The organism is Ottowia sp. VDI28 (genome assembly GCF_049532675.1).
GTDB lineage: Bacteria > Pseudomonadota > Gammaproteobacteria > Burkholderiales > Burkholderiaceae_C > Ottowia.
This window is the reverse complement of the sequence record NZ_CP149820.1, coordinates 2,794,243-2,818,977: the sequence shown is the minus strand read 5'-3', so window position 1 is coordinate 2,818,977 and position 24,735 is coordinate 2,794,243. Positions and strand designations below refer to the sequence as shown.

The following is a 24,735-nucleotide window of genomic DNA, read 5'->3' as shown; positions in this document are numbered from 1 at the left end:
TTACTCCCTTTCCATGATCAGCGTTGCACTGCCGTGCCGTCCCGCCAGGAAGCCGCCCAGCCCCTGGGCCAGGGCGATGTTGCAGTTGGGCACTTGAACCGCGGGGTGGGCTTCGCCGCGCAATTGACGAACCGCCTCGATGATCTTGGTCATTCCACCTCGGTTGCGGGGATGGTTGTTGCACAACCCGCCTCCGTCGGTGTTGAAGGGAAGGCGCCCCACACCGGAAATCAGGTTTCCGTCAGCCACAAACTTACCGCCTTCGCCCTTCTTGCAAAACCCCAGATCCTCCAGTTGCAACAGCACCGTGATGGTGAAACTGTCATAAATGGATGCGTACTTGATGTCGGATGGGGTGACTTTCGCCTCCTCGAACGCTCTGGCCCCAGACCAGGCCGCACCGGAATAAGTCACATCGACGTCGCCACCGTCCAACCCCTTGAGGGACTCCGCCGCACCGATCAGCTTGACCGCCGGGCGCTTGAGGGAGCGGGCGATCTCCGGGCGCGCCAGAATCACGGCGCCCCCGCCATCGCTGACTACACAACAATCCAGCTTGTGAAGCGGGTCTGCCACTAGCGGCGAGTTCACCACATCCTCGACAGTGACCACCTTCCGCAACATGGCATTCGGGTTGTGTTGGGCGTGATGCGAAGCAGCCACCTTGATCCATGCCAGTTGCTCGCTTGTCGTACCGTACTCGTACATGTGCCGCTTGGCGGACATGGCGTATACATTGGCGGTCCCCATGCCATAGGCGTACTCGAAGGCGGCATCCGGTGCTTCGTCGCCGAACGTGCGCGCTTGCGTTCCGCTCCATCCACTGGAGCGCGGCTTGCCTGCCAGTGTGACCAGCGCCACATTGCACTTGCCCGCAGCGATGGCCTGCGCAGCATGGTTCACATGCGACAAGTAGGAAGCCCCTCCGATATCCGTGGAATCCAGGTGCCGAACCCGCAGGCCAAGATAGTCGATCATCGACATCGGCCCAAGCCCGGGAGAGTCGACACCACAGAAGAATCCATCGACATCGCGGTGGCTCAGTCCCGCGTCTTCCAGTGCGCCCTTCGCAACTTCTGCGTGAAGTTGCGCGAGCGATTTGTCTTTCGCTTCACGCGTCGGGTGCTCGTACGCGCCGACGAGGTAAGCCTTACCGTTGATGCTCAAGTGAGTCCTTTCGTTGCGTCATGCATTTTTTGGATGACCCATTTTATGCGTACGCATCTCACTTAAGACAATTTTTCCGCGAATATCCGACTGTTTGATGGGCCAGTTGTTGACATCGAATCCAATCCCAATAAGAATGGGTGATCCAATGAATATGGAGACTACCATGAACATCGTCACCACCACCCGTCGCGGTATCCTGTTAGCTGTCGCCCTCCTCAGCATGGGGGCCCAAGCCGCCTACCCCGACAAGCCGATCAAGATCGTCGTTCCCTTCGCTGCCGGTGGCGGGACCGACGTCTGGGCAAGGACTTTTGCCCTCCGTCTTTCGGCAAAACTGGGTCAACCCGTGCTGGTTGACAACCGCCCGGGAGCCAACACCCAGCTAGGCGCCAACACGGTAGCCAAGGCGGAACCCGATGGCTACACCCTGCTGTTCACCAGCGGCACGCACGTCCAGGTACCTGCCCTCTCGGTTTCCATTCCCTACGACGTCGTGCGTGATTTCGCCCCCGTAGGCCAACTCGGAACGACCGGACTGGTGTTTGTGGCTCATCCGTCGGTGAAGGCAAATAACATGAACGAGTTCATCGCGGAAGCCAAGAAATCCAAGAACTGGGCCCTTGGAACCTACGCCTCCGGGTCCACCGGAGACGTCTTCAGCCAATCTCTGCTGAAAGACAATGGGCTCAATCTCCCCGTTGTGGCCTATAAAGGCGAGTCCGCTGCAATGACCGACGTCATTGGAGGCCAGATTCAAGGGGGGTTTTTCTCCATCCCTACCGTCAAGCAGCAGGTTAAGGGCGGCAAGGTAAAGGCACTCGGCTCGCTTTCCACCGGGCAGATCCCCGCTCTTCCAGAAGTCAAATCACTGCCCGAGCAAGGGCTGACCCGTTACAAATGGCCAGGGATCTGGTTGGGATTTTTCGCGCCAGCGAAGACCCCCCAGCCTATCTTGGATCGGCTGTCCGAAGCCGCTCACGCCATCACTCAGGACCCGGATTTCCAGCGCGATTGGGGTGACCGCGATCTGGTCGTGCATTGGCGTGGCCCCAAGGAATTCTCACAGGATATCCGCACCGATATGAAAACCTGGTCTGACCTGGTAAACACCCTGGGAATCAAACCCCAATGACCTCCAGCCGCAGCCTTTACGGCGCGGCCGAACTCTGGCCGCTCATCCAACCTCGCAGTATCGCGATCGTTGATTTTTCGTCCAAGCCTGGCTCTTTTGGCGCACGCACCGCGCAAAACCTGCTCGACTCGGGTGCTCAGGTCTGGATGATCAATCCCAAGCTAGCAGCGAAAACCGCCCCGGACAGTTCGCCTGCAGTGCTGGCCCACATTGACCTTCTGCCCGAGGCCGTGGACTGCGCCGTCATTGCGGTACCCCGAGATGCTGTACATGAAGTCGCCAGTGCATGCGCGCGCAAGGGTGTCCGCGGAGCGATCGTCTATGCATCGGGCTACGCGGAAACCGGGCAAGCCGAACACCGGATCCTGCAGGAGCAGCTCACGGAGCTATCGAGACAAAGCGGCATGCGGATTCTCGGCCCGAATTGCATAGGAATTCTGTCCGATAGCGGCCGCCTGCGATTAACCTTTGCCGAGGCTCCAGAACTTGCGCAATCTCGATCGTCGTCGATCGGGCTGGTCAGCCAGTCCGGCGGCCTGGGCCTGGCGCTGGCCCAAGCCGCCCGGCACGGCTACGCGTTCTCTCACGTCCTCACGGGCGGAAATTCCTGCGACGTGGATGTAGCCGACCAGGTGGCTTACCTCGCCGATGCCCCTGATTGCAAGGTCATCGCGTGCCTGTTCGAAGGCATGGCCGATCCGCAACGCCTGCTGGAGGCCGGCCGCCGGGCTGCACGCGCTGGAAAACCTGTGATCGTGCACAAGATCGCCACGGGTGAGGAAGGCATGCAAGCGGCCATGTCGCACACGGGCTCCCTGGCGGGATCGGCGTCCGTATACCGGGCCGCATTCGAAAGCGCAGGAATCATCGAAGTTGACGACTTCGAAGCACTCATCGAAACAGCAGCTTTCTTTGCCAAGGCAGGCCAACCTCGCAGCACAGGTGTCGCTGCCCTCTCGACTTCCGGTGGAGGTGCCATCATGGTGGCAGACAAAGCGGAGTTGCATCAAGTCCCACTTCCCCAGCCTTCCGCTGAGGTCGAAGCCCTTCTTCGCTCGCACATTCCTGAATTCGGCTCTTCGCGCAACCCCTGCGACGTCACGGCCCAGATTCTCACCAACCCGCAGTCACTGCCCGAATGCGCGCGGGCCATGCTGAACAGCGATACTTACGGCGCGCTCGTACTTCCCCACCCGTACGCCTATCCACCAGGTACTCAACGCCTGCTGGCACTCGAATCCGTCGGCCGCGAAACCGGGAAGCCCATTTGCTGTGTCTGGCTTTCTCAGTGGATGGACGGACCAGGTGCCATGGAAGTGGAAGCCAGTCCTCATCTAGCGCTTTTTCGCTCCCTCGACCGCTGCATGGCCGCTTTGCGTGCCTGGCACCTGTATGGCCAACGCCTGTCTCGTCAAGCAGAACAAAAGACTCGTCTCAGCGACCCTGCGGCGGCTCAAGCGCTCGCACAGGAAGCTCATACCGGCAGAACGTTGACTGAAAGCGTTTCCAAGCATGTGCTGAACGCCTATGGCGTCCCTGTAGTGCCCGAACGGCTTGTACAGAGTGCGCAGGCCGCAGCCGACGCTGCAGAAAACTTCGGGTATCCCGTGGTGTTGAAGGTCCAGTCACCTGACGTCCCGCACAAGACCGAAGCCGGTGGGGTTCAGCTGGATCTTCGCTCGGCCAAGGCTGTAGGTGAAGCGTACGATGCCATCATGACCAGCGTTCGCGCACACTCACCCCATGCGCACATTGATGGCGTATTGGTGCAACCTATGATCCGGCGAGACCTGGAATTGATTGTGGGCGGGCGGCGCGACCCCCAGTTCGGCCCCACTGTCGTGGTGGGGCTGGGCGGCGTCTTTGTGGAGCTCCTCAAGGACAGCGTAGTCGCCTTGGCGCCCGTCACGCTTGCTCAGGCCCACGATATGCTGAATCAACTGCGCGGACGCGCTCTTCTTGACGGTTTCCGCGGCACGCCAGCCGCCAATCTGGAGGAAGTGGCCGAGACAGTAGTGCGTGTCAGCGAGTTTCTGGCGGATCATTCCGGCATCGTCGATGAGCTTGACGTCAATCCACTGGTGATTTCCAACGGCCGCACCATCGCTGTGGACGCACTGATTGCCCTGCGCTCTCCTGATGTATGACGCAAGCGTGGTCGGCAGAAAATTCAAGATAGTCACCATAAGAATGAAGATCACATGAGCCAAGGAACGACCATCGTGCCGCGCAACGTCAAACTGACTTGCTCTCACTGGGAAGCCGACCACTCCGCAGCGCTGATGAACATCTCCTTCGGCGATCTGCTGCGTCAATTGGCAGCGGAAGTGCCAGACCGCACCGGCTTCGTGGAGGCACCTCTGCCGCCGCAGCCCACCCGCCGCTGGACCTACGCACAGTTGCTGCAGACAGGCGAACGCTCGGCCCGTGCCCTGCTGTGCCACTTTCAACCGGGCGACAAGGTAGCGGTGTGGTCGCCCAGTTGCGCGGAGTGGGTACTGCTCCAGCACGCCGCCGCCCTGGCAGGTCTTGTGCTGGTGACCGTCAATCCCGCCTATCTGGGCGCGGAAGTACACCATGTGCTGTCCACCTCGGGGGCGGCAGGCATCTTTCATGCGCCTTCCTACCGAGGGGTTGACATGTCGGAAGTGGTGGCGGGGCTGCGCCCCAGTCTGCCTGAGTTGCGCATGAGCTTCGATCTCTCACTGTGGGACAGCTTCAGCGCCGACAGCGATCCTTCCATCCCATTGCCCCAGGTATCCCCCCAGGACGTGATCCAGATTCAGTTCACCTCGGGTACCACGGGAAAGCCCAAGGGCGCCCGGCTGCACCACCTGGGCCTGATCAACACCTCCCATTTCGCCGCCCAACGTGCCACCTTTCCCGACGGAGGGGTCTGGGCGACGGCCATGCCCCTCTTTCATGTGGGAGGCAGCGCTGGCAGCCACTATGGCGCCATGAGTTCGCGCGGCACCTTCGTGCTTCAACCGGTTTTCGATGCAGGCGACATGTTGCGCATCGTCGAGGAGGAGCGGGTTCAGCACATACACGGCGTACCGACCATGGTCATACGGATGCTCGAGCACCCGGACCGGCCCCGGCGCGATTTGACTTCGCTGCGCACGGTCATGAGCGGCGGCTCCTTGGTGCCGGAATGGATGGTGCGCCGCGCGCGCGAGGAAATGGGTTGCAGGTTCACCATCAACTACGGCCAGACCGAGTTGAATGGCGTGGTCTGCCAAACCTCGCCTGACGACTCCGTGGAGCGGCAGACCAGCAGCATTGGCCAGCCCTCCCCTCACGCCGAGTTGAAGATTGCTGATCCAGCCACAGGCGCCGTGCGCCCGCTTGGCGAGCCAGGCGAGATCTGGGTACGGGGCTACCAGGTCATGCACGGTTACTACAACCTGCCCGAAGGCGCCGACACAGCCATGGTTGAAGACGGCTGGCTGCGCACCGGTGATATCGCGGCCATGGATGAGCAGGGTTACCTGCGCATCACGGGCCGGTTGAAGGATTGCATTATTCGCGGCGGCGAGAACATCTACCCCCGGGAGATCGAAGACGTTCTGCATAAACACCCCGCCGTACATGAGGTGAATGTGGTTGGCGCACCGGATGCCCAATGGGGCGAAGTGGTGGCTGCCGTCATACGGCTGCACCCGGATGCAGCCGCACCCGATGCGGCAGAGCTGTTCCAGTATTGCCGTGAACGCCTTGCCGGCTATAAAGCGCCTGTGCGGTGGTACTACGTGGAGGCGTTTCCGACCACCACCTCAGGAAAGATCCAGAAGTTTGCGCTGCGGCAATTGATTGCGGATGGAAAGCTGGAGCCTCAGCCTTTTGTGAAGCCGGAGCGGGAGCGGGCTTGAGCACCGTAGGAAGCCATTCGGATCAGTCGCTGTGAAAGCCCTCACCCCAACCCCCTCCCAGAGGGAGAGGGAGTAGGACCGCCGAGGATCAATTGACAGCGAGAGCACTCATTTCCGCGCCGCTCATGCAGTCAAGATACGCGGCGTGCGATGTGGGTGTATGAACGTAGTTGTCGAGCCAACGCACAAAAGCATCCGCCTTCGTACTGGCCTTGACGTAAGCGCGCAGTTGCGCATCGTCGGCCTCGTATACCCCGTGCGAGGCGGTGGGATGCGCGCCGAAGGGGACATGAACCACGGCATCCACCAACGCTGAAGGCAGCTTGGTCAGGTGATTGGACCTGCGGATGGTCTCGGTGGAAACGATCCGGTCAACGGATACCACCACCTTCCGCGAGGCCTGGGCCAGCATAACGTCAAAGAACGGAGAGCCCAGAAACTGCACATTACCCAGTTCATCCGCCTGCTGTGCGTGGATAAAACAGACGTCCGGCTTGATGGCCATGGTGGCGATAAGCCGCCTTTCCCCAGGCCCCGTTGGCAATGGCCGGTATTGTTCGGGCGCGTGCCGGGGCAAGTCAGTGCCCAGATCGGGGATGGGAATCCACGGCAGATCCCCCATGCTGGCGCGCAATCCGCCCGCAAAGCCCGGGCCGTCGATATCCGTCACTTCGATCGTCCCGTTCTCCGCCGCGCGGCGGAAATGCGGCGCCAAGCCGTATTGCTCGAAGCTGATGAATACGCAGAAGGTTTTCCTGACCCGGCCCGCGCCGATCAGCAGATCCGGCGCCATGGACCCGGGAGAAGGCACCAACGTGAGCTCCTTCGCGCAGTGGCGCACGAGCGCCCGCACCAGAGCCATGGGCTGGCTATTGAAAATCCAGCCGCCCAAGCCCAGGCTGCTGCCGTCTTTCACCCATTCGGCGGCTTGCTCCATGGAGATGATCTTGCTTTTCATTTTTGTACTCCTCAACGTTGAGACGGCCGCAGCACGCCATGACGATCCACTTTCTGCCGCAGCAGCGACAGCTCTTCCGATGACGGCATCTCCGTCACGGCGGGCACCCCTTCGCACAGCACGTCAAATCCGGTGTTGTCCTGGACTTGCTGCAACGCCACCCCAGGATGCAGCGAGCGCACTCGCATGGCCTTGCTGGCGGGCTCGAAATCAAACACCCCGAGCGGAGAAACCACCAGGCGTGGTCCGCCCGGCGGCAAACCGGCCTCTTCGCGAGAGGTGCCGCCGCTCAGGAAACCGGCCCCGCAAATGAAATCCACTTGTGGCACGAAGGTGTGACGGTCATGTCTTTGCACGACCACATAGAACCTGCGCGACAGGCCGCACAGGGCACTGATCCCCACGGTTCCCGGGCCTCGCAAGCGGGGCCGCTGCTGCGGCCCCACCACGGCCGTGTTGATGTTTCCATGGCGATCCACCTGCAGCACGCTGAGAATGGCGAAATCGAAGAAATGCACCTTCCAGTCGATGAAATCGATCATGTCCGGGAGATCAAGCAAAGCTTCGGACGGCGCGATATTGGCGTAGCCCGCCGTGGGCAGCAGCTTGTCCTGAACCGGATTGACCATGCCTCCCGGCCCGGATACCCACCAGAGATGCGGCGCGTGCGTCGCCCGAGCCAGATTGCAAGCAGCCACCTGAATATCGGAGTTGGTGCCGACGATGGCCTTTTCTCCATCGGCAAGATCGCGCGCCAGCAAGACAGCGAGCAGTTCAGAGGTACTGGGTGGAGAATGCGGATCACTCATGATTTTTCCTTGGCTTGTCGGGAGGCCTGCGTGCGGGCATGGGCCTTGAGATAGAGCACTTCCTGCTGTTGCAGGTGGCGCTTCATTTCGCGTGTGGCAGCTTCGGCGTCGCGGTCGCGCAGCTGGCGTATCAATCGCCGCCGGAACGGCATCACGTATCGGTTCGGCGTGCGTTCGATCTCGCTGACAAACTGCCCGGTGATGCCGGTCACCGCATCAGCCATGGCCACCAGCAGCGCATTGCTCGTCATACGGGCGAGCAACCTATGAAAATCCAGATTCAACGCGGTTCGAAGCGCCAGATCACCTACTCGGACAGCCTCCTCAGCGGCAGCCACGTTCGATTCCAGAAGAGCAAAGTCGGCGTCACTGGCCCGGGCGCATGCCAGGCGCACGACCTCGGTACCCACCAGGATACGAACCTCAGTCAGGTCTTGCGGGCGAATGGTGCCAAGCGAGAAAAGATCAGACAAGACGGTTTCCACCGAAAGCGCGCCGTTGCCACGGATCACCGCCCCGCCCGTGGGGCCCCGTTGCGTCTCCAGAAGGCCTTGCTCCTGCAGTGAACGCAGCGCCTGCCGCACGGAGTTGCGGCTGACCTCAAACTGAGCTGACAACTCCCGCTCAGTGGGTAACCGGTCGCCAGCGCGCAACTTCTGCGATCGAAGCATCGCACGCACCTGCTCCATGATTTCGCTGGCTGGCTGATGGCCTGAAACAGGCTGAAATCTGATTTTTTCGGCCGCGCTGGAGGCACGGCTCTTCTGCTTCGGCCGTCCAGGAGAAGAAGAGTTGGTTGTCATGGATTTTCAATCTTCCGGTTGACGATTCTTTTTTGGATGACCCATAATACATCAATGGATCACCCAACAAACTTAAAAACCCCAAAGATTGAAGACCCTCGCCACTCCGGCCCATTGGCCGGAATTCGCGTGGTCGACTTGAGCAGCTACATGACCGGACCGCTCACGGCCACTACCCTGGCGGATCTCGGCGCAGATGTCATCAAGGTAGAGCCTCCGGGAGGCGACGGATTCCGGGGCTTCGGGCACAAGGTCAACGGTTGGAGCGCTCTCTGGTCTGTCTGCAACCGCGGGCGGCGAAGCATCGTGTTGGATCTGAAGCAGCCCGCCGATCTCGGCACGCTCAAGCAACTCGTCTCGGATGCCGATGTGCTGGTAGAAAACTGGCGCCCCCATGTGGCAGCTTCTCTCGGGCTGGGGCATGACGTGCTGGACGCGCTGAACCCGAAACTGGTGCACCTGTCGATCACCGGTTTCGGAGAGAGCGGCCCGATGTCCCATGCGCCTGCATATGACTCCCTCATTCAGGGCTATACGGGCATTGCTGATCTGCAGCGCATAGGAGAAGCGCCCACGCTCGCCGCCTACTGGGTGGTCGACAAAGTAGTGGCCGCCTACGGGGCGCAGGCGGTGTTGGCCGCGCTGGTGCAGCGGGGGCGCACAGGAAAAGGCAGCCACGTCTCGCTGCCCATGCTGGATGTGGCGGCGTATTTCAACTTCAGCGATATGGCGCAGCACCGTACCTTCGTGGGCGATACAACGCCTTGGAAAACGCCGTTCAACCCCGTCGTGCGCACGGCAGACGGCCACCTCATCGTCACCCCCGTCAATGGAGGGCAGCTCTCCCGCACGCTCAAGGCGGTGGGCCGTTCCGAGCTGAAAGAGCAGATGATCGCCATCAAGAACCACGGCGAGATGATCGATTTCTTCTACAGAAACCTCAACGACATTCTCTCCACGCAGCCGACGGCGCACTGGCTGAAAGTCTTTGAACCGCACGATGTGCCTGTCGCGCCCGTGATGTCGCTGGACCAGCATCTGGCCGACCCGCAGGTGGCGCACAACCACATCTATCACGAGATTCCCTCGCCCGCAGGCATGGACATGCGTGTACCGCGCTATCCGGCCCGCTTCAACGGAACGATGCTGACGCCCGCCTCTGCCCCTCCCCTGGCCGATGCGGACGCCCAAGCCATTCGCGCCGAACTTTCCACTACCACCCGCCCAGCATGACCGACACCAGCAACGACATCGCCACGCAATCCGTTCTCTACGAGAAAAAGGATGGCAAGGCCTACATCACCTTCAACCGCCCCGACAAGCGAAACGCGCTCACCTATGCCGCGTTCGACAGGGTGATGGATCTTCTGGCCGACGCCGAACGCGACGATGACATCCGTGTCGTGGTGTTCCGGGGCGATGGCGGCCATTTCTGTGCTGGCCACGACCTTGCGGAAGTGGGCAGCGAGTATGGATTCGACCCCAGCGGCAAGGGCCGCCGCCCCAGCCAGCGCGCCCGGCTGAATTTTGACCGCCGCCATCTGCAGCAATTCCGTGATCTGCTGTATTGCAGCAAGCCCACGCTGGCCCTGGTTCGCGGCTACTGCGTCGGTGCGGGCCTGCACGTGGTGGAAGCCTGCGATCTGGCCATTGCCAGTGAAGCGGCGCGCATGGGCCACCCGGAACAGAAGGCAGGCCTGGCGGGAGCGGCCTACATGACGGCTTGGAACATCATGGCAGCAGGCCCCAAGAAAGCCCGCGAGCTTCTGCTGATCGCCAATGTGCTGGCGCCACAGGAAGCCGTTCAGATGGGATTGGTCAACAAGGTGGTTCCTGATGACCAACTCGAAGCCGCCGGAGAGGAATGGGCCGACAGGATCACCGGCCTGCCGCGCGATGCCATTGCCATCGGCAAGGCAGCCGCCCACATGGCCCTGGACTCCCTGGGCATGACCAGCCAGTTCACGCATGGCTACGTCATGCACGCCCTTTCGACCAACATCCGCTACGAGGAGGACGAATACAACTTCATGAAGCAGCGGCGCGAGAAAGGCGTGCGGGCCGCGACCCATGGGCGCGAATCGCGCTTCGGGAAAGACGCGGGTGAACCAGAAGCTGGCAGCGCCGCATGACGCAAGCCAGCAGCCCCGCCCGCGCGCTGACAGGCATCCGCGTGGTGGATTTTTCCGCCATGATCGCCGGCCCCTACTGCACGCGCTGGTTGTCAGACCTGGGCGCCGACGTCATCAAGGTCGAACCCCCTGAGGGCGACCACATGCGGCACCGCCCGCCACTGCGTGACGGCAGCAGCACTTTCTTCGGCCACCTGAACGCCGGCAAGCGTTGCATGGCGCTGAACCTGAAGCAAGCCGCCGGGCTCGACCTGGCGCGGCGCCTGGTGGCCGAAGCCGATGTCGTCGTGGAGGCGTTTCGCCCTGGCGTGATGGCGGGCCTGGGTCTGGGAGCAGCCGAGTTGCGCGCGAAGCACCCGAGGCTGGTGTATTGCTCAATCTCCGGGTTCGGGCAAGCCAGCGATTGGTCGCACAGGCCGGCCTATGCGCCGGTGGTGCACGCCGCCAGCGGATTCGACCTCGCGCTCGGCAGCGACGCGAACGGTAGGCCGATGAGCGCCTCCATACCGCTGGCCGACATGCTGACCGCCATGTTTGCCGCCATGTCCATACAGACCGCGCTCCTGCATAGGCAGGCCACGGGTGAAGGCACCGTGATCGACGTCAATCTCATGGACAGCGTGCTGAACGTGATGCCGTATGAGTTCCAGAACGCGCAACAAACCAAGCAGCAGGACCGGCCGGTCTACCGGCCGATGCAGGCCCGCGACGGGTGGGTGCTGGTCACCCCGATCAATCAGCGCAACTTCCTCAACCTGTGCGATGCCCTGGGCCACCCCGAGTGGCGTGACGAACCGGAATTGGCCAACGAAGGGGTCCGCTTCGCGCATTGGGGCATGCTCATGGCCCGCATCGAGGACTGGACTCGCCAGCGCGATGCCGACGAGTGCGAGCGCATTTTGACCGCCCATGGCGTGCCGTGCGCCAAGTACCGGAGCTTGCGCGAAGTGCAGCAAGATCCCCAGTTCACGCAAAGGGACAGTTTTGCCACCGTGCAGGATGCCGCGGGATCCTTCCTGACAACGCGCCTGCCCTTTGCCTTCGGAAACGTACGCCCGCCCACGGGCCAGACGGCCGCCGCCTTCGGGGCCGACACCGACGACATTCTGCGCACCGAACTCGGATTGGACGACACGCAAGTCCATCAATTGATGAGCTCGGGCGCCGCCATCTGCCATTCACAAGATCACAGGAGACATTCATGATTTCAAGACGCCATGCGTTGACCTTGCTGGCTGCAGCCTTGCAGCTTCCTGTCTCCAACGCCATTGCCCAGGACTTTCCCGACGGCACTCTTCGGTTGATCGTGCCCACCACACCCGGCTCCACGCCAGATCTGCTGGCCCGCACCATCAGCCCCAAGCTCTCGGCGCGGTTGGGACGCACGGTGGTGGTGGAAAACCGCACCGGCGCATCGGGCAACATCGGCACGGAAGCCGTGGTGCGCGCCGCGCCCAATGGAGGCACCTTTCTGATCGCAGCCAGCAGCCTGGCCATGAATGGCGTGCTGACCAACCAGCCGCCGTTCAACGCCATCAACGATCTCGCGCCGGTCATGCTCATGGGCTGGAACCGGCTCGTTTTCGTGACCCACCCTGGCAGCGGCATCAAGACCATCGAGGAACTGGTGGCGGCCGCCCGCAAGTCGCCCGGCAAGCTCACCTATGGCAGCCCGGGCAACGGCACACCCAACCACCTGGCGGCCGAGTTGTTCAAAGTCCGCACAAACACGCATCTGATGCATATCCCGTACCGGGGTTCCGCCCAGCAGCTGACGGATGTCCTTGGCGGCCAGATCGACATGGCCCCCCTCACCGCCATCGTGACCGCCACGCACACCCGCACAGGCAAACTGGTTCCCCTGGCCGTGACCGGCAACAAGCGCTCGCCGCTCCTGTCGGAGGTGCCAGCCCTTTCGGAACGGGGGTTCGACGGCATAGATGGAAACATCTGGTATGGCATGTTCGCGCCGCGCGGTACGCCAAGCGAGCTGATCAACCGGATGAATGCCGCTGTGCGCGAGGCCTTGCGCGAAAGCGACGCCGCGCTCAGCCAACAAGGCTTTGAAGTGGCGGGATCGCCTCCTGAAGAACTGCATCAATTGCTCATGAAAGACACCGACCGCTGGAACAAGCTGATCAAGCAGCAAGGCATCAAGGCCGAATAGCGCCCGTACCCTGAAGAACCAACACAAGAGAACCGAATGAGATTTACCGAAGAACAGGAAGCCTTCCGCTACAGCGTGCGGCGCGTCGTGGAGCGCCACATCGCGCCTATCGCTGCGGAAATTGATGAAACCGACCGCTTTCCGCGGGAGCTGGTTCAGATTTTCGGCGACGCGGGCCTCATGCAACTGCTGATTCCTGAAGAGTACGAGGGCCCGAACGGAGACCTCACCATGATGTGCATCGCCCGGGAAGAGATCTCGCGCGTATCGCCCGCTTGCGCCACGCTGGCCGGATTGAACACCATGGTGGTCATGCCGCTCCTCCACTTCGGAACGGAAGCGCAGCGCCAGCGTTTCCTTCCGTTGCTGGCCCGTCAGGGCACCGTGACCGCGACAGCCATCTCCGAACCTCAGGCAGGCTCGGATGTGAGCGCCATCGCCACGCGGGCGGTCCGCCGCGGCGATCACTATGTGCTCAACGGACGCAAGCAGTGGTGCAGCTACGGTTGCGAAGCCGACTACATCATGCTGTACGCTCGCACCAGCGACGAACCAGGCGGTGCCGGCATCAGTGCGTTCCTGCTCGAACCCAAGAACATGAAAGGCATCACCTTCGGCAGGCACGAGCGCAAGATGGGTTTTCACGGCGCTCCAAACACCCCCATCTTCCTGGACGACGTGCAGGTACCGGCGGAAAACCTGATTGGCGAAGAAGGAAAAGGCTTTCGGGCCTCCATGCGGGCACTCGATATGAACCGGCCCACCATCGGAGCTCAGTGCGTGGGCCTGGCCCAGGGCGCGCTGGATGCGGCGGTCGCCTATTCACGCGAACGCCAGCAGTTCAAGCGCAAGATCTCGGACTTTCAGGGAATTCAGTTCATGCTGGCCGATATGGCGATACAGATCGAGGCCGCACGCGGTCTGGTCTATCAGTGCGCCGACGCCGCGGTTTCAGGTAACTGGAGCCGCCTGAACTACCTGGCCAGCGTCGCCAAATGCTTCGCGAGCGACATGGCCATGAAAGTCACCACCGATGCCGTGCAAGTGTTCGGCGGCTATGGTTACACGCGAGACTACCCCGTCGAGCGCTGGATGCGGGATGCCAAGCTCACACAGATCTTCGAAGGCACCAATCAAATCCAGAGGTTGGTGATTTCCCGCGAACTTCTGAACACCTGATCTGTTCATCACAGTGTATGGATCTTGACCCAATCAATTGGGTCACCCATAATACATGGTAGCGATTTTAAGAGAACCTGGAGACAAGCATGAAGATCAACCGACGTGCCGCCCTGGCTGTTGCAGCGGCTGCCTTTGCCCTTCCCGGCTTCGCACAGGAGGCCTTTCCCAGCAAACGGATGCAGCTCGTCATTCCGTTTGCCGCTGGCAACGGAATCGACCAGTTGGGCCGTGAATACTCGGAAGTGCTGCGCACGCAGCTCAACCAGCCTGTAGTGGTGGAAAATCGCGAAGGCGCGGGTGGCATCATCGGTGCCAACTACGCCTCCCGGGCAACGCCAGACGGCTATACGGTGATGATCGCGGCCCATCCGCCATTCGCGATCTCACCCCTTCTCCAGAAAGAGCAGCCGTTCGATCCGATCAGCAGCTTCACGCCCGTCGCCAAAGTGGGCTCGGTGCCGCTGGTGGCAGTGGCTGCCAATGCCATGCCTTACAAAACCTGGCAGGAAATGGCGGCATACTTCAAGGCCCATCCTGACAAGGCGAACTACGCGGCCTCCGGCGTGGGTTCGCCTGGACAACTGTTCACGCAACTGATCAAGCTGCACACGGGCCTGCCTCTGCAGGAAATTTCATACAAAAGTACTGCGCAGGCCATGACCGACACACTGAGTGGCCAGGTCCAGCTCAGCCTCGTCTCCGTGCCGGCTGCGCTGCAATACATCAAGGCGGGTACGTTGAAGGCGTTGGCTGTCGGCTCCGCCAAGCGCCTGCCCGACATGCCTGATGTGCCCACCCTGGCGGAAGCCATCGGGCAGCCGAAGTTTGAAGCCTCGGTCTGGTATGGCTTTCTTGTGCCGGTGGGCACGCCGCAAGACCGTGTGGAAAAGCTCTACGCCGCGATCGCCAAGGCCAGCAGCGACAAGCGCGTGACCGACTTGATGACCCGCGCGCAGATCACACCGGAACTGCAGAACCCTCAGCAGTTTGCAGCCTCGATCAAAGCCGACGTCGCCACCGCGCGCAAGATGATCGAAGTGGCCAAGCTCAAGCCGCAGTAAGCACCGCAACTTCTCCCCCGCATCAGCCGGCACTGCCTGGCATATTGAGAATGACCCACGTCATCACACAGTCATGCTGCAACGACGCTTCCTGCGTGAATGTCTGTCCAGTGAACTGCATCCATCCAGGGCCGTCTGAGTCCGGCTTTGCGGCGGCAGAGATGCTTTTCATCGATCCCGGCGTCTGCATCGACTGCGGCGCCTGCCTTGACATCTGCCCCGTCGGGGCGATAGTCGCCGATTACAGTCTGACGGAAAAAGACGAAGCATTCCGCGAACTCAACGCACGTTTTTTCCAAAGCGCGGAAGCGCCGCGCTACATCCCGCGGCGGGCGGACCGGCAGATGCCGGGCGATCCTGGCCGGCGGGAAAAGCTGTTGGTCGCGATTGTGGGCTCAGGGCCAGCCGGAGCCTTCGCCGCTGAATATCTCCTCGACGCAGGCGTCGACATCGCCGTCGACATGTTCGAACGCCTGCCAGTGCCCTGGGGGTTGACGCGTTTCGGCGTCGCGCCGGATCATCCCAAGACGAAGCAGATCACCGACATCTTCGAGCGCCTTCCTGATGACCCGCGTCTGCGGCTGGTACTGGAAACCGAAGTCGGCCGCGATATCAGCGTGAGCGATCTGACCAGCGCCTATGACGCAGTGATCTTTGCAACGGGTGCTCTTTCGGATCGCCGGCTCGGGATACCGGGGGAGGATCTGGCAGGCAGCTATTCGGCCACCGAGTTCGCGAGCTGGTACAACGGGCATCCTGATTTTGCGCATCGGTCATTCGATTTCGACACTGAACGCGTGGTCGTGATCGGGAATGGAAATGTCGCACTCGACGTGGCGCGCGTTCTCGCCTCGGATATCGATGCGCTGCGGCGAACCGACATCGCCGACCATGCCCTCGACGTGCTGGCATCAAGCCGTGTGCAGGAAGTCGTCGTGCTCGGCCGCCGGGGGCCTGCCGAAGCAGCATTCACCACCCCTGAACTTCTTGGCCTGGCCGCGTCCCGCGATTTCTCACTCCAGGTCGAACCGCTCAGCGATGGCGCGACCGCCCGCAATTGGGCCGGTGCCACCAAGCTGGACATTCTTCAAAAGCTTGCGGGCAAGGCGCCGAAAGGAGGCAGGACACTGCGGCTGCTGTTCCAGCGCTCTCCGGCCGAGATCTGCGGCGAAGACCGCGTTTCGGCCATCCGCCTGGTTCACAACCGGCTCGAATGCGGACCGGACGGGCGTATCGTCGCCACCGCGTCCGGTCAGCAAGACATTCTTGATACCGGGTTCGTCCTGCGCTCGGTAGGTTATGCCGGCGCAGCCATCTCCGGGCTGCCTTTCGACGAGCGCCGAGGTGCTGTCCCGAACGTCGGCGGACGAGTGACCGATCCGGCGACCAATGGCGCGCTGCCCGGTCTCTTTGTCACAGGATGGATCAGGCGTGGGCCTTCGGGATCCATGGGCAGCAACCGCAGCTGCGCGCGCGAGATAGTCACGGCGCTGCTCGAGGATCATCTGGCCGGCAAACTGAATCAACGCGGACCTGCATCGGACAGGCTGCGCCAGGCGATTGCACGAAGCAGCGGACTCGCGCACTGGCGTGCGATTGATCGGCACGAGCGCGCGGAAGGACAACTGGTTCGCCGCCCTCGCGTGAAACTGGTGCATCGCGGCGACATGGCAAGAATCGGCGCGGGGGAGCCGGCGCCATGATGGAACTCAAGACGTCGATCTGCCGATGCTGCATCAATCAGTGCTCGATCAACGTGCTCGTCGAAGACGGCAAGGTCCGCTCGGTGGAAGGCAATCCAGACAATCCGCAATACAAGGGGTATACCTGCGTCAAAGGCCGCTCGCAGGGCTCCTCTCTCACCGATCCGGCCCGATTGCTGCGTCCGCTGCGCCGGCGTCCTGACGGAACGCATGAAAGCATAAGCAGCGGCGCCGCACTCGACGAGATCGCCGCCAAGATCCGCCGGATCGTTGCAGAGCACGGCCCGCGCGCCGTTGCCGCGTATTGGGGCACACAGGCGGCCGTCGGTAGCCGCCCCGTTTCCGCGCCCTTCTTCGACGCCTTCTTCGATGCCATTGGCACGAACATGCGATTCGACCCCAACACGATCGACAAAGGCGGCAAGCACGTCGCGCCATCGTTCCTCGGTTCATGGGGTGCGCCGCTGCAGGGATTCGATGCGCCCGAAGCCATCCTGCTGATAGGCATCAACCCTTGGAACACCTACACAGGGCTTCCCGCCGGATCACCCCGGCGCTGGCTTGTCGATCAACTCGCCGCCGGTTGCAAGCTGATTGTCATCGATCCGCGCCGGACGGAGGTCGCCGAGCTTGCTTCGCTTCACCTTCAGGCAGCGGCAGGCCACGACGTGCCGATCCTGGCCGCGATGATCAAGGTCATCCTGGCGGAGAAGCTCTTCGACCGGGATTTCGCCGCGCAACATGTCAACGGCCTTGAATCGCTGACACAGACGCTGCAGGCAATCGACGTGCAAGGCGTAGCCAACTCGGCGGGGCTGCGTGCCGAAGACATCGCCGAGGCCGCGCGCACGTATGCGCGCGCGCGCCGTGGTTACGCCATGGCCGGGACCGGCCCACACATGACGGGCCAGGGCACGTTGGTCGAGTATTTCGTGCAGGTGCTTGAAACTCTCTGTGGCCGATGGATGCGCGCTGGTGACACCATCAAGGCCTCGCCCTCGCTGCTACCGCCCGTGCGTCCACGGGCCCAGGCGCGCGCGCCCGACGCCCATTGGGCGCTCGATGGCCGGATGCGAATGCGCGGGCTGAAACAGTCGCGCGCGGGCATGCCCGTCGCGGCGCTGGCGGAGGAAATCCTCACACCAGGCGAAGGGCAGGTACGGGTGCTGTTCAGTTGGGGCGGCAATCCCTCGATCGCCTTTCCCGATCAGCGCCGCGTAGTCGAGGCACTGGGCAAGCTCGAACTCTTCGTTCAGATCGATCCCTGGTATTCGCAATCCGCGAGCCTTGCACACTACGTACTTCCTCCTCCCTTGCCGCTGGAGGTAGCGGCATCATCGATCGGCACAGAGCATCTCGCGCTGCGTGCGGGCTACGGCCAGGCCATGGCGCACTCCCAGTACGCCGACGCGGTCGTGCCGCGCCCGCCCGGCTCGGATCTGATGGAAGAGTGGGAAATCTTCTACGAGCTGCTGGTGCGGATGGGCTACCCAGTGGATGTCCGGCCATGGGGGCATCCGCCCTCCTCTCCCAAGATTCATTTCGATGCCAAACCCACGACCGAGGAATTGCTGACGCGGTTTACAGCCGGAAGCCGTGTCCCGCTTGAAACGGTCAAGCGCTATCCGGGGGGACATATTTTTGACAACCATCTGATCGTCGTCGAGGCCGGCGATCCAGCCAATACCGACCGGCTGGATATCGGGCATCCGGAGATGATGAAGATGCTGAACGAAGCGATCAAGGAGTCAGCAGAGCCTGAAGACCCTCGCTACCCCTATCGGATGCTGTGCCGCCGCGCGAACCATTTCAACAATTCCACACGGAAGGCGGCATCCAACAAGGGACTGGCGTACAACCCGGCCTATCTTCACCCCGAGGACATGCTCGATCTAGGCGTAGACGAACACGACGAAGTTTCCATCTCGTCACCACTCGGTGTGATCCGCGCCATCGTGGCGCCCGATGCGCACCTCCGGCGGAGAACGGTCTCGATCGCTTTCGGGCACGGATCCCCCCAGGATCCGTTGGCCGACCCGGCCATCTTTGGGTCGAGCCCCAACCGGCTGGTGGCCACTGACCAAAGCTTTGATCGCTTCACGGGACAGCCACGAATGACCAATGTTCCCGTAGCGATCAGGCGGATGGGCTTCTCAGCACCCGCCGAGCCTGAAAGATGATGGGTTCTATCAATTTGGTCAATTCAAGTCACACCGCAAAAAAGCCGAATGAGAAGGGGCCTACCTTCCTAAGACAGTGCTGATCCAGCCTCTTTCGCCTTGATCCGATCCAACCGGTAGCTCAGCTGCGGCCGCGTCAGCCCGAGCGTGCGCGCGGCGGCTGACAGGTTGCCTTCGCTTGCTGTGACCGCAGCCTGGATAAGGGCAGACTCGAGATCGTCCAGGCGCACGCCCTGGCCCAGCGCGTTCTGGGCCAGGGTCGCTGCGGGGCCATGGAGGCACTGCTCCAGTTGCCCTGCCTGATTCACCGTCAATTCACCTCGGCGCGGTGACGACGGGAACAGATCACCTTCATCCACCATTTCACCGGTGCCTGCAAGGATCACGCCACGCTCCACCAGGTTTTCAAGCTCACGCACGTTGCCGGGCCAATCGTGGTGCCGCAGCGCATCCAGGGCACGGTCGGTGAACCCGGCCACCGCCTTTTCGTGCAGGGTGGTGAAGCGCTGCAGCAGGTGCCGGGCCAGAAGCTCGACATCGTCTGGGCGTTCGCGCAAAGCCGGTATATGGATCGGGTAGACGTCGATCCGGTACATCAGATCCTGCCGGAAGCGCCCGCTTTTCACCGCTGCGGCCAGGTCGACGTTCGTGGCCGCCACGATGCGCACGTTCACCTTGCGCGCCTGAGTCGCGCCCAGCCGCTCCACTGCGCCGTCCTGCAGCACGCGAAGCAGCTTCGCTTGCGCTGACAGGGGCAGCTCGCCCAACTCGTCCAGGAACAGGGTGCCGCCATCGGCGCGTTCGAAACGCCCCGGCCGGCTGGCCGCCGAACCGGTATAGGCCCCTTTCTCGGCGCCGAACAATTCAGACTCGATGAGATCGCCCGGTAGCGCAGCACAATTGACGGCGATGAAGGGCTTGTCCTTGCGCGCGCTCATGGCATGCAGGCCTCGGGCGAAGCGCTCCTTGCCAACACCGGTCTCGCCCGTGAGCAGCACGGTCACATTCGTGCCGGCTGCCTTGCGCAACAGCTCCAGCGCTTGAGCGAACGGACGTGACTGCCCCACCAGGGGGCCCAGATCATCGGCCGCCTGCAAGCTGCTGCGCAGCGACTCCACTTGCGAGGCCAGGCTCTCCAGCTTGAGCAGCATGGAATCGGGGTCGTAGTCGCGCGCCAGTTGCTCGCCGTCGGGCCAATCGGCTACAGGGCGCCCTTCTATGCGGCAACTCGCCGCGCCGCAGGCGGCGCAGGCCACCTCCTTGTAGAGCACGGGCCTTCCCATGAAGCCGGTCGTATAGCCCGAGGCATATCCGAGCAGCATCCAGCACACAGGCTCAGTCTGCGGGCCGAAATCGCGCACATGGGTTTCAACCTCCCATGAATGATCCCAGCGAAAAATGCCGTGAAAGGTGCCTGCGGCTGGATCGAGCTCCATGAGTTCAGGGGTAACTTGGACCGCGCCTTCCAGCATGTGCAATTGCGGCCCCACCGCGAACATCTCATGCAATGGCCGGCCCGCACGGATCTGGCGTGCCAGCGCGGCATCCTGCTCACCGGCAGCGAAGCCGGCCCGCAGCAGCAGACGCCGGGTGGCGCTGGGGCCGAGCGTGTGGATTAACTCCCGTCGCAGCGATTTCAGCGCGGCCGCGTGCACCAGCAGCATGCGCTGCCCGGCCAGCCAGATGCGGCCGTCGCTGCTCGAGAACTGGACCAGGCGGCGCAAATCCTGGTCACCGGGCATGGATGGATCGGGCATTTTTATCGATATTTTCTATTTTGAGGTCTGGGAGGCGCAAATCAGTCCCCGCATTTCATCAAATCATGAAATCCCGTCAAGTGTTTGCATGAAATCATGAGATTCGAGGAGGAGAAACACCGTCCAGACTACAAGTTTCCATGGGATGAAGCACCGGAAATCATTGATTTAGTCATGGTTTTCCCTAAATTTATCGATATTTATCCTAATTCAGGACGGCATGGCACGCCGCATGCACCTCCTGAAGCCAAAGGATCACGCCGATATGACCGAGACCTCCACCTTCAATCCTCTGCAGCGGTTTGTCCGTATCGTGAATGTGCGTGCGGATGGGCTGGTGGAGTTCGAGTTCGCCATGGGCGATCCACGATTGTTCGTCGAGATGCTGATGCGCCGCGCGGAATTCGAGCAGTTCTGCAAAGACCAGCAGGTCACGCCGACCGTGGGAGCCCTGCCCGAGACCACAACAGGAGACTGCACGCCATGCAAATAGATCTTAGAACCGTCAGCATCACGCCTTTGAGGCAGACCTATACGCATATCGCCGAGCGTCTGGGCAGCGACAAGGCAGCCTCGCGCTACATCGAGGGAACGATGGACGTGCAGGCCAGCGCCAATTTCCACTACCGGCCGACATGGGACCCCGAGCACGAGCTCTTCGACCCCTCCCGTACCAAAGTGATCATGAAAGACTGGTACGCGCTGAAAGATCCGCGCCAGTTGTACTACGGCACCTACACGCAAGCACGCGCCCGCATGCAGGAAACGGCGGAAGCTGACTTCGAATTCGTCGAAACACGCGGATTGGCCGATCAGTATGACGACGCTGCCCGCCGCACCGCGCTGGATTTCTATGTGCCGCTGCGCCACGTGGCCTGGGGCGCCAACCTGAATGGTGCATCGCAATGCGCCTACGGTTACGGGACCGCCTTTACCCAGCCGTGCCTGTACGCGGCCATGGACCAGCTCGGCATCGCCCAATACCTTACCCGCCTGGGACTGCTGCTCGGTCAGCAAGGAGACCTGGAAGCAGGCAAGCACGCCTGGATGGAAGCGCCCGCGTGGCAGGAGCTGCGCCACATGGTGGAAGACACGCTGGTCATGAAAGACTGGTTCGAACTCTATGTGGCACAGAACGTCGTGCTGGACGGCCTGCTCTTCGGCCTGGCCTACAAGGAAGTGGACAACGCGCTGGCCAGCCAGGCAGGCCCCACGGTCGCCATGCTCACGCGCTTTCAGGCCGAGTGGTTCCAGGATGCGTGCAAATGGGTCGATTCCGTGATCAAGACCGCGGCCGCCGAGAGTGCAGAGAACAAGGCGCTGCTGTCGCAATGGTATTCACAGTGGCGTGCCCGCGCCCTGGAAGCGCTCGGTCCCGTCGCCAGGCTGGGCCTGGGAGAAGGCTCCATCGCTGCGCTGGAGCGCGTGGCCGCCACGCTCGACGCCCGGATGAACAAGGCCGGTCTGGCGATTCCGGCCTGACCGCCCTTTAGAGCGTGTTCAAAGCCCCCTCGCCTCTCAGAACGACTGAACAGGAGTCCCCATGTCCAACGTATTCATTGCTTTTCAGCGCAACGAGGAAACGCGCGGCATTGTCAGCGCCATCGTGGCGGACAACCCCGCCGCCATCGTCAACGAGCAACCCGCCATGGTGAAGATCGACGTGCCCAGCCGGCTGGTCATCAGGAAAAGCACCGTGGAGGAAGAGCTGGGCCGCGAGTTCGACCTGCAGGAGTTGCAGGTCAACCTGATCACCCTCTCCGGCCACATCGACGAAACCGACGACGAATTCGCCCTCAGCTGGGGCAAGTGACCCACACACCCGCACAGAAGGAGACCATCATGGACATGAAAGTCAACAAGAAGCTGAGCCTGAAGGACCGCTACAACCTGATGACACGAGATCTGGCCTGGACCCCCACCTACCAGGCCGTGCAGGACGTCTTCCCATACATCGAGTATGAGGGCATCAAGATTCATGACTGGGACAAGTTTGAAGACCCGTTCCGCATGACGATGGATGCGTACTGGAAATACCAGGCGGAAAAAGAGCGCAAGCTCTACGCCATCATGGACGCGTTCACGCAGAACAACGGCCATCTGAGCGTGACGGACGCGCGCTACATCAATGCGCTCAAGCTGTTCCTCACGGGCGTGAGTCCGCTTGAATACATGGCGCACCGGGGCTTCGCGCATGTCGGCCGCCAGCTTGCCGGCGCCGGCCCCCGCGTGGCCTGCCTGATGCAGAGCCTGGACGAGATGCGCCACGCGCAGACGCAGATCCACTCGCTCTCCAACTACAACAAGCACTACAACGGCTTTCAGAACTGGCGCCACCAGCACGACCGCGTCTGGTATTTGAGCGTGCCGAAATCGTTCTTCGACGATGCCGTGAGTTCGGGCCCGTTCGAGTTCATGATCGCCATCGGGTTCGCGTTCGAATACGTGCTCACCAACCTGCTGTTCGTGCCTTTCATCAGCGGTGCGGCCTACAACGGTGACATGGGTGCCATGGCTTTCGGCTTCTCGGCGCAATCCGATGAATCCCGCCACATGACGCTGGGCCTGGAGATGATCAAGTTCATCCTGGAGCAGGATCCGGACAACCTCCCCATTGTGCAGGCGTGGATGGACAAGTGGTTCTGGCGAGGCTACCGTGTGCTGACGCTGGTGGCGATGATGATGGACTACATGCTGCCCAAGCGTGTCATGAGCTGGAAAGAAGCTTGGGAGGTCTACGCCGAAGAGAGCGGCGGCGCCTTGTTCGCTGATCTGGCTCGCTATGGCTTGCGCCCGCCGAAGGGGTGGGAGCAGGCTTGCAAGGAGAAGGACCACCTCAGCCACCAAGCCTGGAACGTGTTCTACAACTATGGCGCCGCTGCCCCCTTCCACACCTGGGCACCGAGCGAAGACGAGATGAAGTGGCTGAGCGAGAAGTACCCGGACACCTTCAACAAGCACTACCGCCCCCTCTGGGAACACTACGCCAAGGAACAGCAGGAAGGCCGGCGCTTCTACAACGCCACACTGCCCATGCTGTGCCAGACCTGCCAGATTCCGATGTTCTTCACCGAGCCGGATGACCCCACGAAGATCGCCTACCGCGAATCCGACTGGCGCGGCCAGAAGTATCACTTCTGCTCCGATGGCTGCAAGGACATCTTTGACCATGAGCCGGAGAAATACAGCCAGAGCTGGCTGCCCGTGCAGCAGATCTACCAGGGCAATTGCTTCTGCCCCGATGCGGATCCAACGAGCCCCGATTTCAACCCCTTGGCAGAAGTGCTGCGCTGGTACAAGATGACTTGGGGAGAGGACAACCTCGACTACGCCGACTCGCCCGACAAGAAGAATTTCGAGCAGTGGCGCAAGCAGGCTACCGGCAACTGATTGGCCATTGATTGGCTGAATTGATTCGAAGGAGACCTCAAATGGCTGTCAAATCCATCGGCAAGTACGAGTTTGCCCCCAAGGACGGTGTCGACAAGTTCCCCGCTCCCCTGCTGTTCTTCGGTTGGGAAGACCACAAGATGTTCTGCGCCCCTTTCGCCGTGCCGCTGCCGCCCACAATGAAGTTCGCAGACATGTGCCACGGGGCGTTTCCCGGTATCTTCGGCGCCCACCCGGAGTTTGCCCGCATCGACTGGAATCAGGCCGAGTGGTTCAAATCCGGGCAGCCGTGGAAACCGGACATGGACAAGACCCTGGCGGAAAACGGGCTGGGCCACAAGGACGTGATCCGCTTTCGCACGCCTGGCCTGACGGGGCTCAAGGGTACCGCGCATTGAGCGGCCTTGATCTTCCCGAAC

21 protein-coding genes are annotated in these 24,735 nt (G+C 61.8%); 16 read left to right on the top strand and 5 right to left on the bottom strand.

The genetic code is table 11. From position 1 onward, the window contains the following. Entirely contained in the window at nt 1-1,167 is a 1,167-nt protein-coding gene (locus WJU18_RS13435) for a thiolase domain-containing protein (protein WP_423460538.1), read from the bottom strand. A 166-nt stretch (nt 1,168-1,333) separates the two neighbouring features. Here WJU18_RS13435 and WJU18_RS13430 point away from each other — a divergent pair, with 166 nt between their 5' ends. From WJU18_RS13430 to WJU18_RS13420, 3 genes are read left to right on the top strand one after another with little or no spacing between them, the layout of a single operon-like run. Then, entirely contained in the window at nt 1,334-2,302 is a 969-nt protein-coding gene (locus WJU18_RS13430; protein ID WP_423460537.1) for a Bug family tripartite tricarboxylate transporter substrate binding protein, read from the top strand. Continuing rightward, on the top strand, nt 2,299-4,449 hold the full coding sequence (locus WJU18_RS13425; protein WP_423460536.1) for an acetate--CoA ligase family protein: 2,151 nt from the start codon (nt 2,299-2,301) through the stop codon (nt 4,447-4,449). The genes WJU18_RS13430 and WJU18_RS13425 overlap by 4 nt, the downstream gene beginning before the upstream one ends. A 54-nt stretch (nt 4,450-4,503) precedes the next feature. Then, nucleotides 4,504-6,174: an AMP-binding protein gene (locus WJU18_RS13420; protein ID WP_423460535.1), complete on the top strand. Its 1,671-nt coding sequence runs from the start codon at nt 4,504-4,506 to the stop codon at nt 6,172-6,174. Nucleotides 6,175-6,262: 88 nt separating this feature from the next. Here WJU18_RS13420 and WJU18_RS13415 read toward each other — a convergent pair whose 3' ends face one another. From WJU18_RS13415 to WJU18_RS13405, 3 genes are read right to left on the bottom strand one after another with little or no spacing between them, the layout of a single operon-like run. Continuing rightward, a complete protein-coding gene (locus tag WJU18_RS13415) occupies nt 6,263-7,132 on the bottom strand; it encodes a CoA transferase subunit A (RefSeq protein ID WP_423460534.1) in 870 nt (289 codons plus the stop codon). 11 nt (nt 7,133-7,143) lie between these two features. Continuing rightward, a complete protein-coding gene (locus WJU18_RS13410) occupies nt 7,144-7,941 on the bottom strand; it encodes a CoA-transferase subunit beta (protein ID WP_423460533.1) in 798 nt (265 codons plus the stop codon). After that, nucleotides 7,938-8,744 (bottom strand): FadR/GntR family transcriptional regulator, encoded by an 807-nt coding sequence (locus WJU18_RS13405; protein ID WP_423460532.1) that lies wholly within the window; start codon nt 8,742-8,744, stop codon nt 7,938-7,940. Before WJU18_RS13405 ends, WJU18_RS13410 begins: the two co-directional genes overlap by 4 nt. Nucleotides 8,745-8,780: 36 nt before the next feature. Here WJU18_RS13405 and WJU18_RS13400 point away from each other — a divergent pair, with 36 nt between their 5' ends. From WJU18_RS13400 to WJU18_RS13365, 8 genes are all read left to right on the top strand, one after another. Beyond that, nucleotides 8,781-9,977 carry a CaiB/BaiF CoA transferase family protein gene (locus WJU18_RS13400; protein WP_423460531.1) on the top strand — a complete coding sequence of 399 codons (1,197 nt, stop codon included), beginning with the start codon at nt 8,781-8,783 and terminating at the stop codon, nt 9,975-9,977. Beyond that, nucleotides 9,974-10,876 carry an enoyl-CoA hydratase/isomerase family protein gene (locus WJU18_RS13395; RefSeq protein ID WP_423460530.1) on the top strand — a complete coding sequence of 301 codons (903 nt, stop codon included), beginning with the start codon at nt 9,974-9,976 and terminating at the stop codon, nt 10,874-10,876. Before WJU18_RS13400 ends, WJU18_RS13395 begins: the two co-directional genes overlap by 4 nt. Then, the gene (locus WJU18_RS13390) at nt 10,873-12,081 is read left to right on the top strand and encodes a CaiB/BaiF CoA transferase family protein (RefSeq protein WP_423460529.1); all 1,209 of its coding nucleotides are present in this window, start codon (nt 10,873-10,875) and stop codon (nt 12,079-12,081) included. The genes WJU18_RS13395 and WJU18_RS13390 overlap by 4 nt, the downstream gene beginning before the upstream one ends. Next, entirely contained in the window at nt 12,078-13,043 is a 966-nt protein-coding gene (locus WJU18_RS13385; protein ID WP_423460528.1) for a tripartite tricarboxylate transporter substrate binding protein, read from the top strand. The genes WJU18_RS13390 and WJU18_RS13385 overlap by 4 nt, the downstream gene beginning before the upstream one ends. A gap of 36 nt (nt 13,044-13,079) precedes the next feature. After that, the gene (locus WJU18_RS13380; RefSeq protein ID WP_423460527.1) at nt 13,080-14,222 is read left to right on the top strand and encodes an acyl-CoA dehydrogenase family protein; all 1,143 of its coding nucleotides are present in this window, start codon (nt 13,080-13,082) and stop codon (nt 14,220-14,222) included. An 89-nt stretch (nt 14,223-14,311) separates the two neighbouring features. After that, a complete protein-coding gene (locus WJU18_RS13375) occupies nt 14,312-15,286 on the top strand; it encodes a Bug family tripartite tricarboxylate transporter substrate binding protein (RefSeq protein WP_423460526.1) in 975 nt (324 codons plus the stop codon). Nucleotides 15,287-15,336: 50 nt separating this feature from the next. Beyond that, nucleotides 15,337-16,989 (top strand): FAD-dependent oxidoreductase, encoded by a 1,653-nt coding sequence (locus WJU18_RS13370; protein ID WP_423460525.1) that lies wholly within the window; start codon nt 15,337-15,339, stop codon nt 16,987-16,989. Beyond that, on the top strand, nt 16,986-19,169 hold the full coding sequence (locus tag WJU18_RS13365; RefSeq protein WP_423460524.1) for a molybdopterin-containing oxidoreductase family protein: 2,184 nt from the start codon (nt 16,986-16,988) through the stop codon (nt 19,167-19,169). The genes WJU18_RS13370 and WJU18_RS13365 overlap by 4 nt, the downstream gene beginning before the upstream one ends. 68 nt (nt 19,170-19,237) lie before the next feature. On the opposite strand, the gene WJU18_RS13360 is transcribed toward WJU18_RS13365, so the two are convergent. Continuing rightward, nucleotides 19,238-20,926 (bottom strand): sigma 54-interacting transcriptional regulator, encoded by a 1,689-nt coding sequence (locus WJU18_RS13360; RefSeq protein ID WP_423460523.1) that lies wholly within the window; start codon nt 20,924-20,926, stop codon nt 19,238-19,240. 265 nt (nt 20,927-21,191) lie between these two features. Between WJU18_RS13360 and WJU18_RS13355 the strand changes: the two genes are divergently transcribed. The 5 genes from WJU18_RS13355 (at nt 21,192) to WJU18_RS13335 (ending at nt 24,714) form a co-directional block, all read left to right on the top strand. Then, entirely contained in the window at nt 21,192-21,419 is a 228-nt protein-coding gene (locus WJU18_RS13355) for a phenol hydroxylase subunit (protein ID WP_423460522.1), read from the top strand. Then, nucleotides 21,410-22,408, top strand: a complete 999-nt coding sequence (locus WJU18_RS13350; protein WP_423460521.1) for an aromatic/alkene monooxygenase hydroxylase subunit beta — start codon at nt 21,410-21,412, stop codon at nt 22,406-22,408. Before WJU18_RS13355 ends, WJU18_RS13350 begins: the two co-directional genes overlap by 10 nt. A 61-nt stretch (nt 22,409-22,469) precedes the next feature. After that, nucleotides 22,470-22,739, top strand: a complete 270-nt coding sequence (locus WJU18_RS13345) for an MmoB/DmpM family protein (protein WP_423460520.1) — start codon at nt 22,470-22,472, stop codon at nt 22,737-22,739. Between the two features lie 29 nt (nt 22,740-22,768). Continuing rightward, entirely contained in the window at nt 22,769-24,316 is a 1,548-nt protein-coding gene (locus WJU18_RS13340) for an aromatic/alkene/methane monooxygenase hydroxylase/oxygenase subunit alpha (protein WP_423460519.1), read from the top strand. A gap of 41 nt (nt 24,317-24,357) precedes the next feature. Beyond that, complete coding sequence (locus tag WJU18_RS13335; RefSeq protein ID WP_423460518.1) at nt 24,358-24,714, top strand: phenol hydroxylase subunit P4; 357 nt, start codon at nt 24,358-24,360, stop codon at nt 24,712-24,714. The last annotated feature ends 21 nt before the right edge of the window (nt 24,715-24,735 follow it).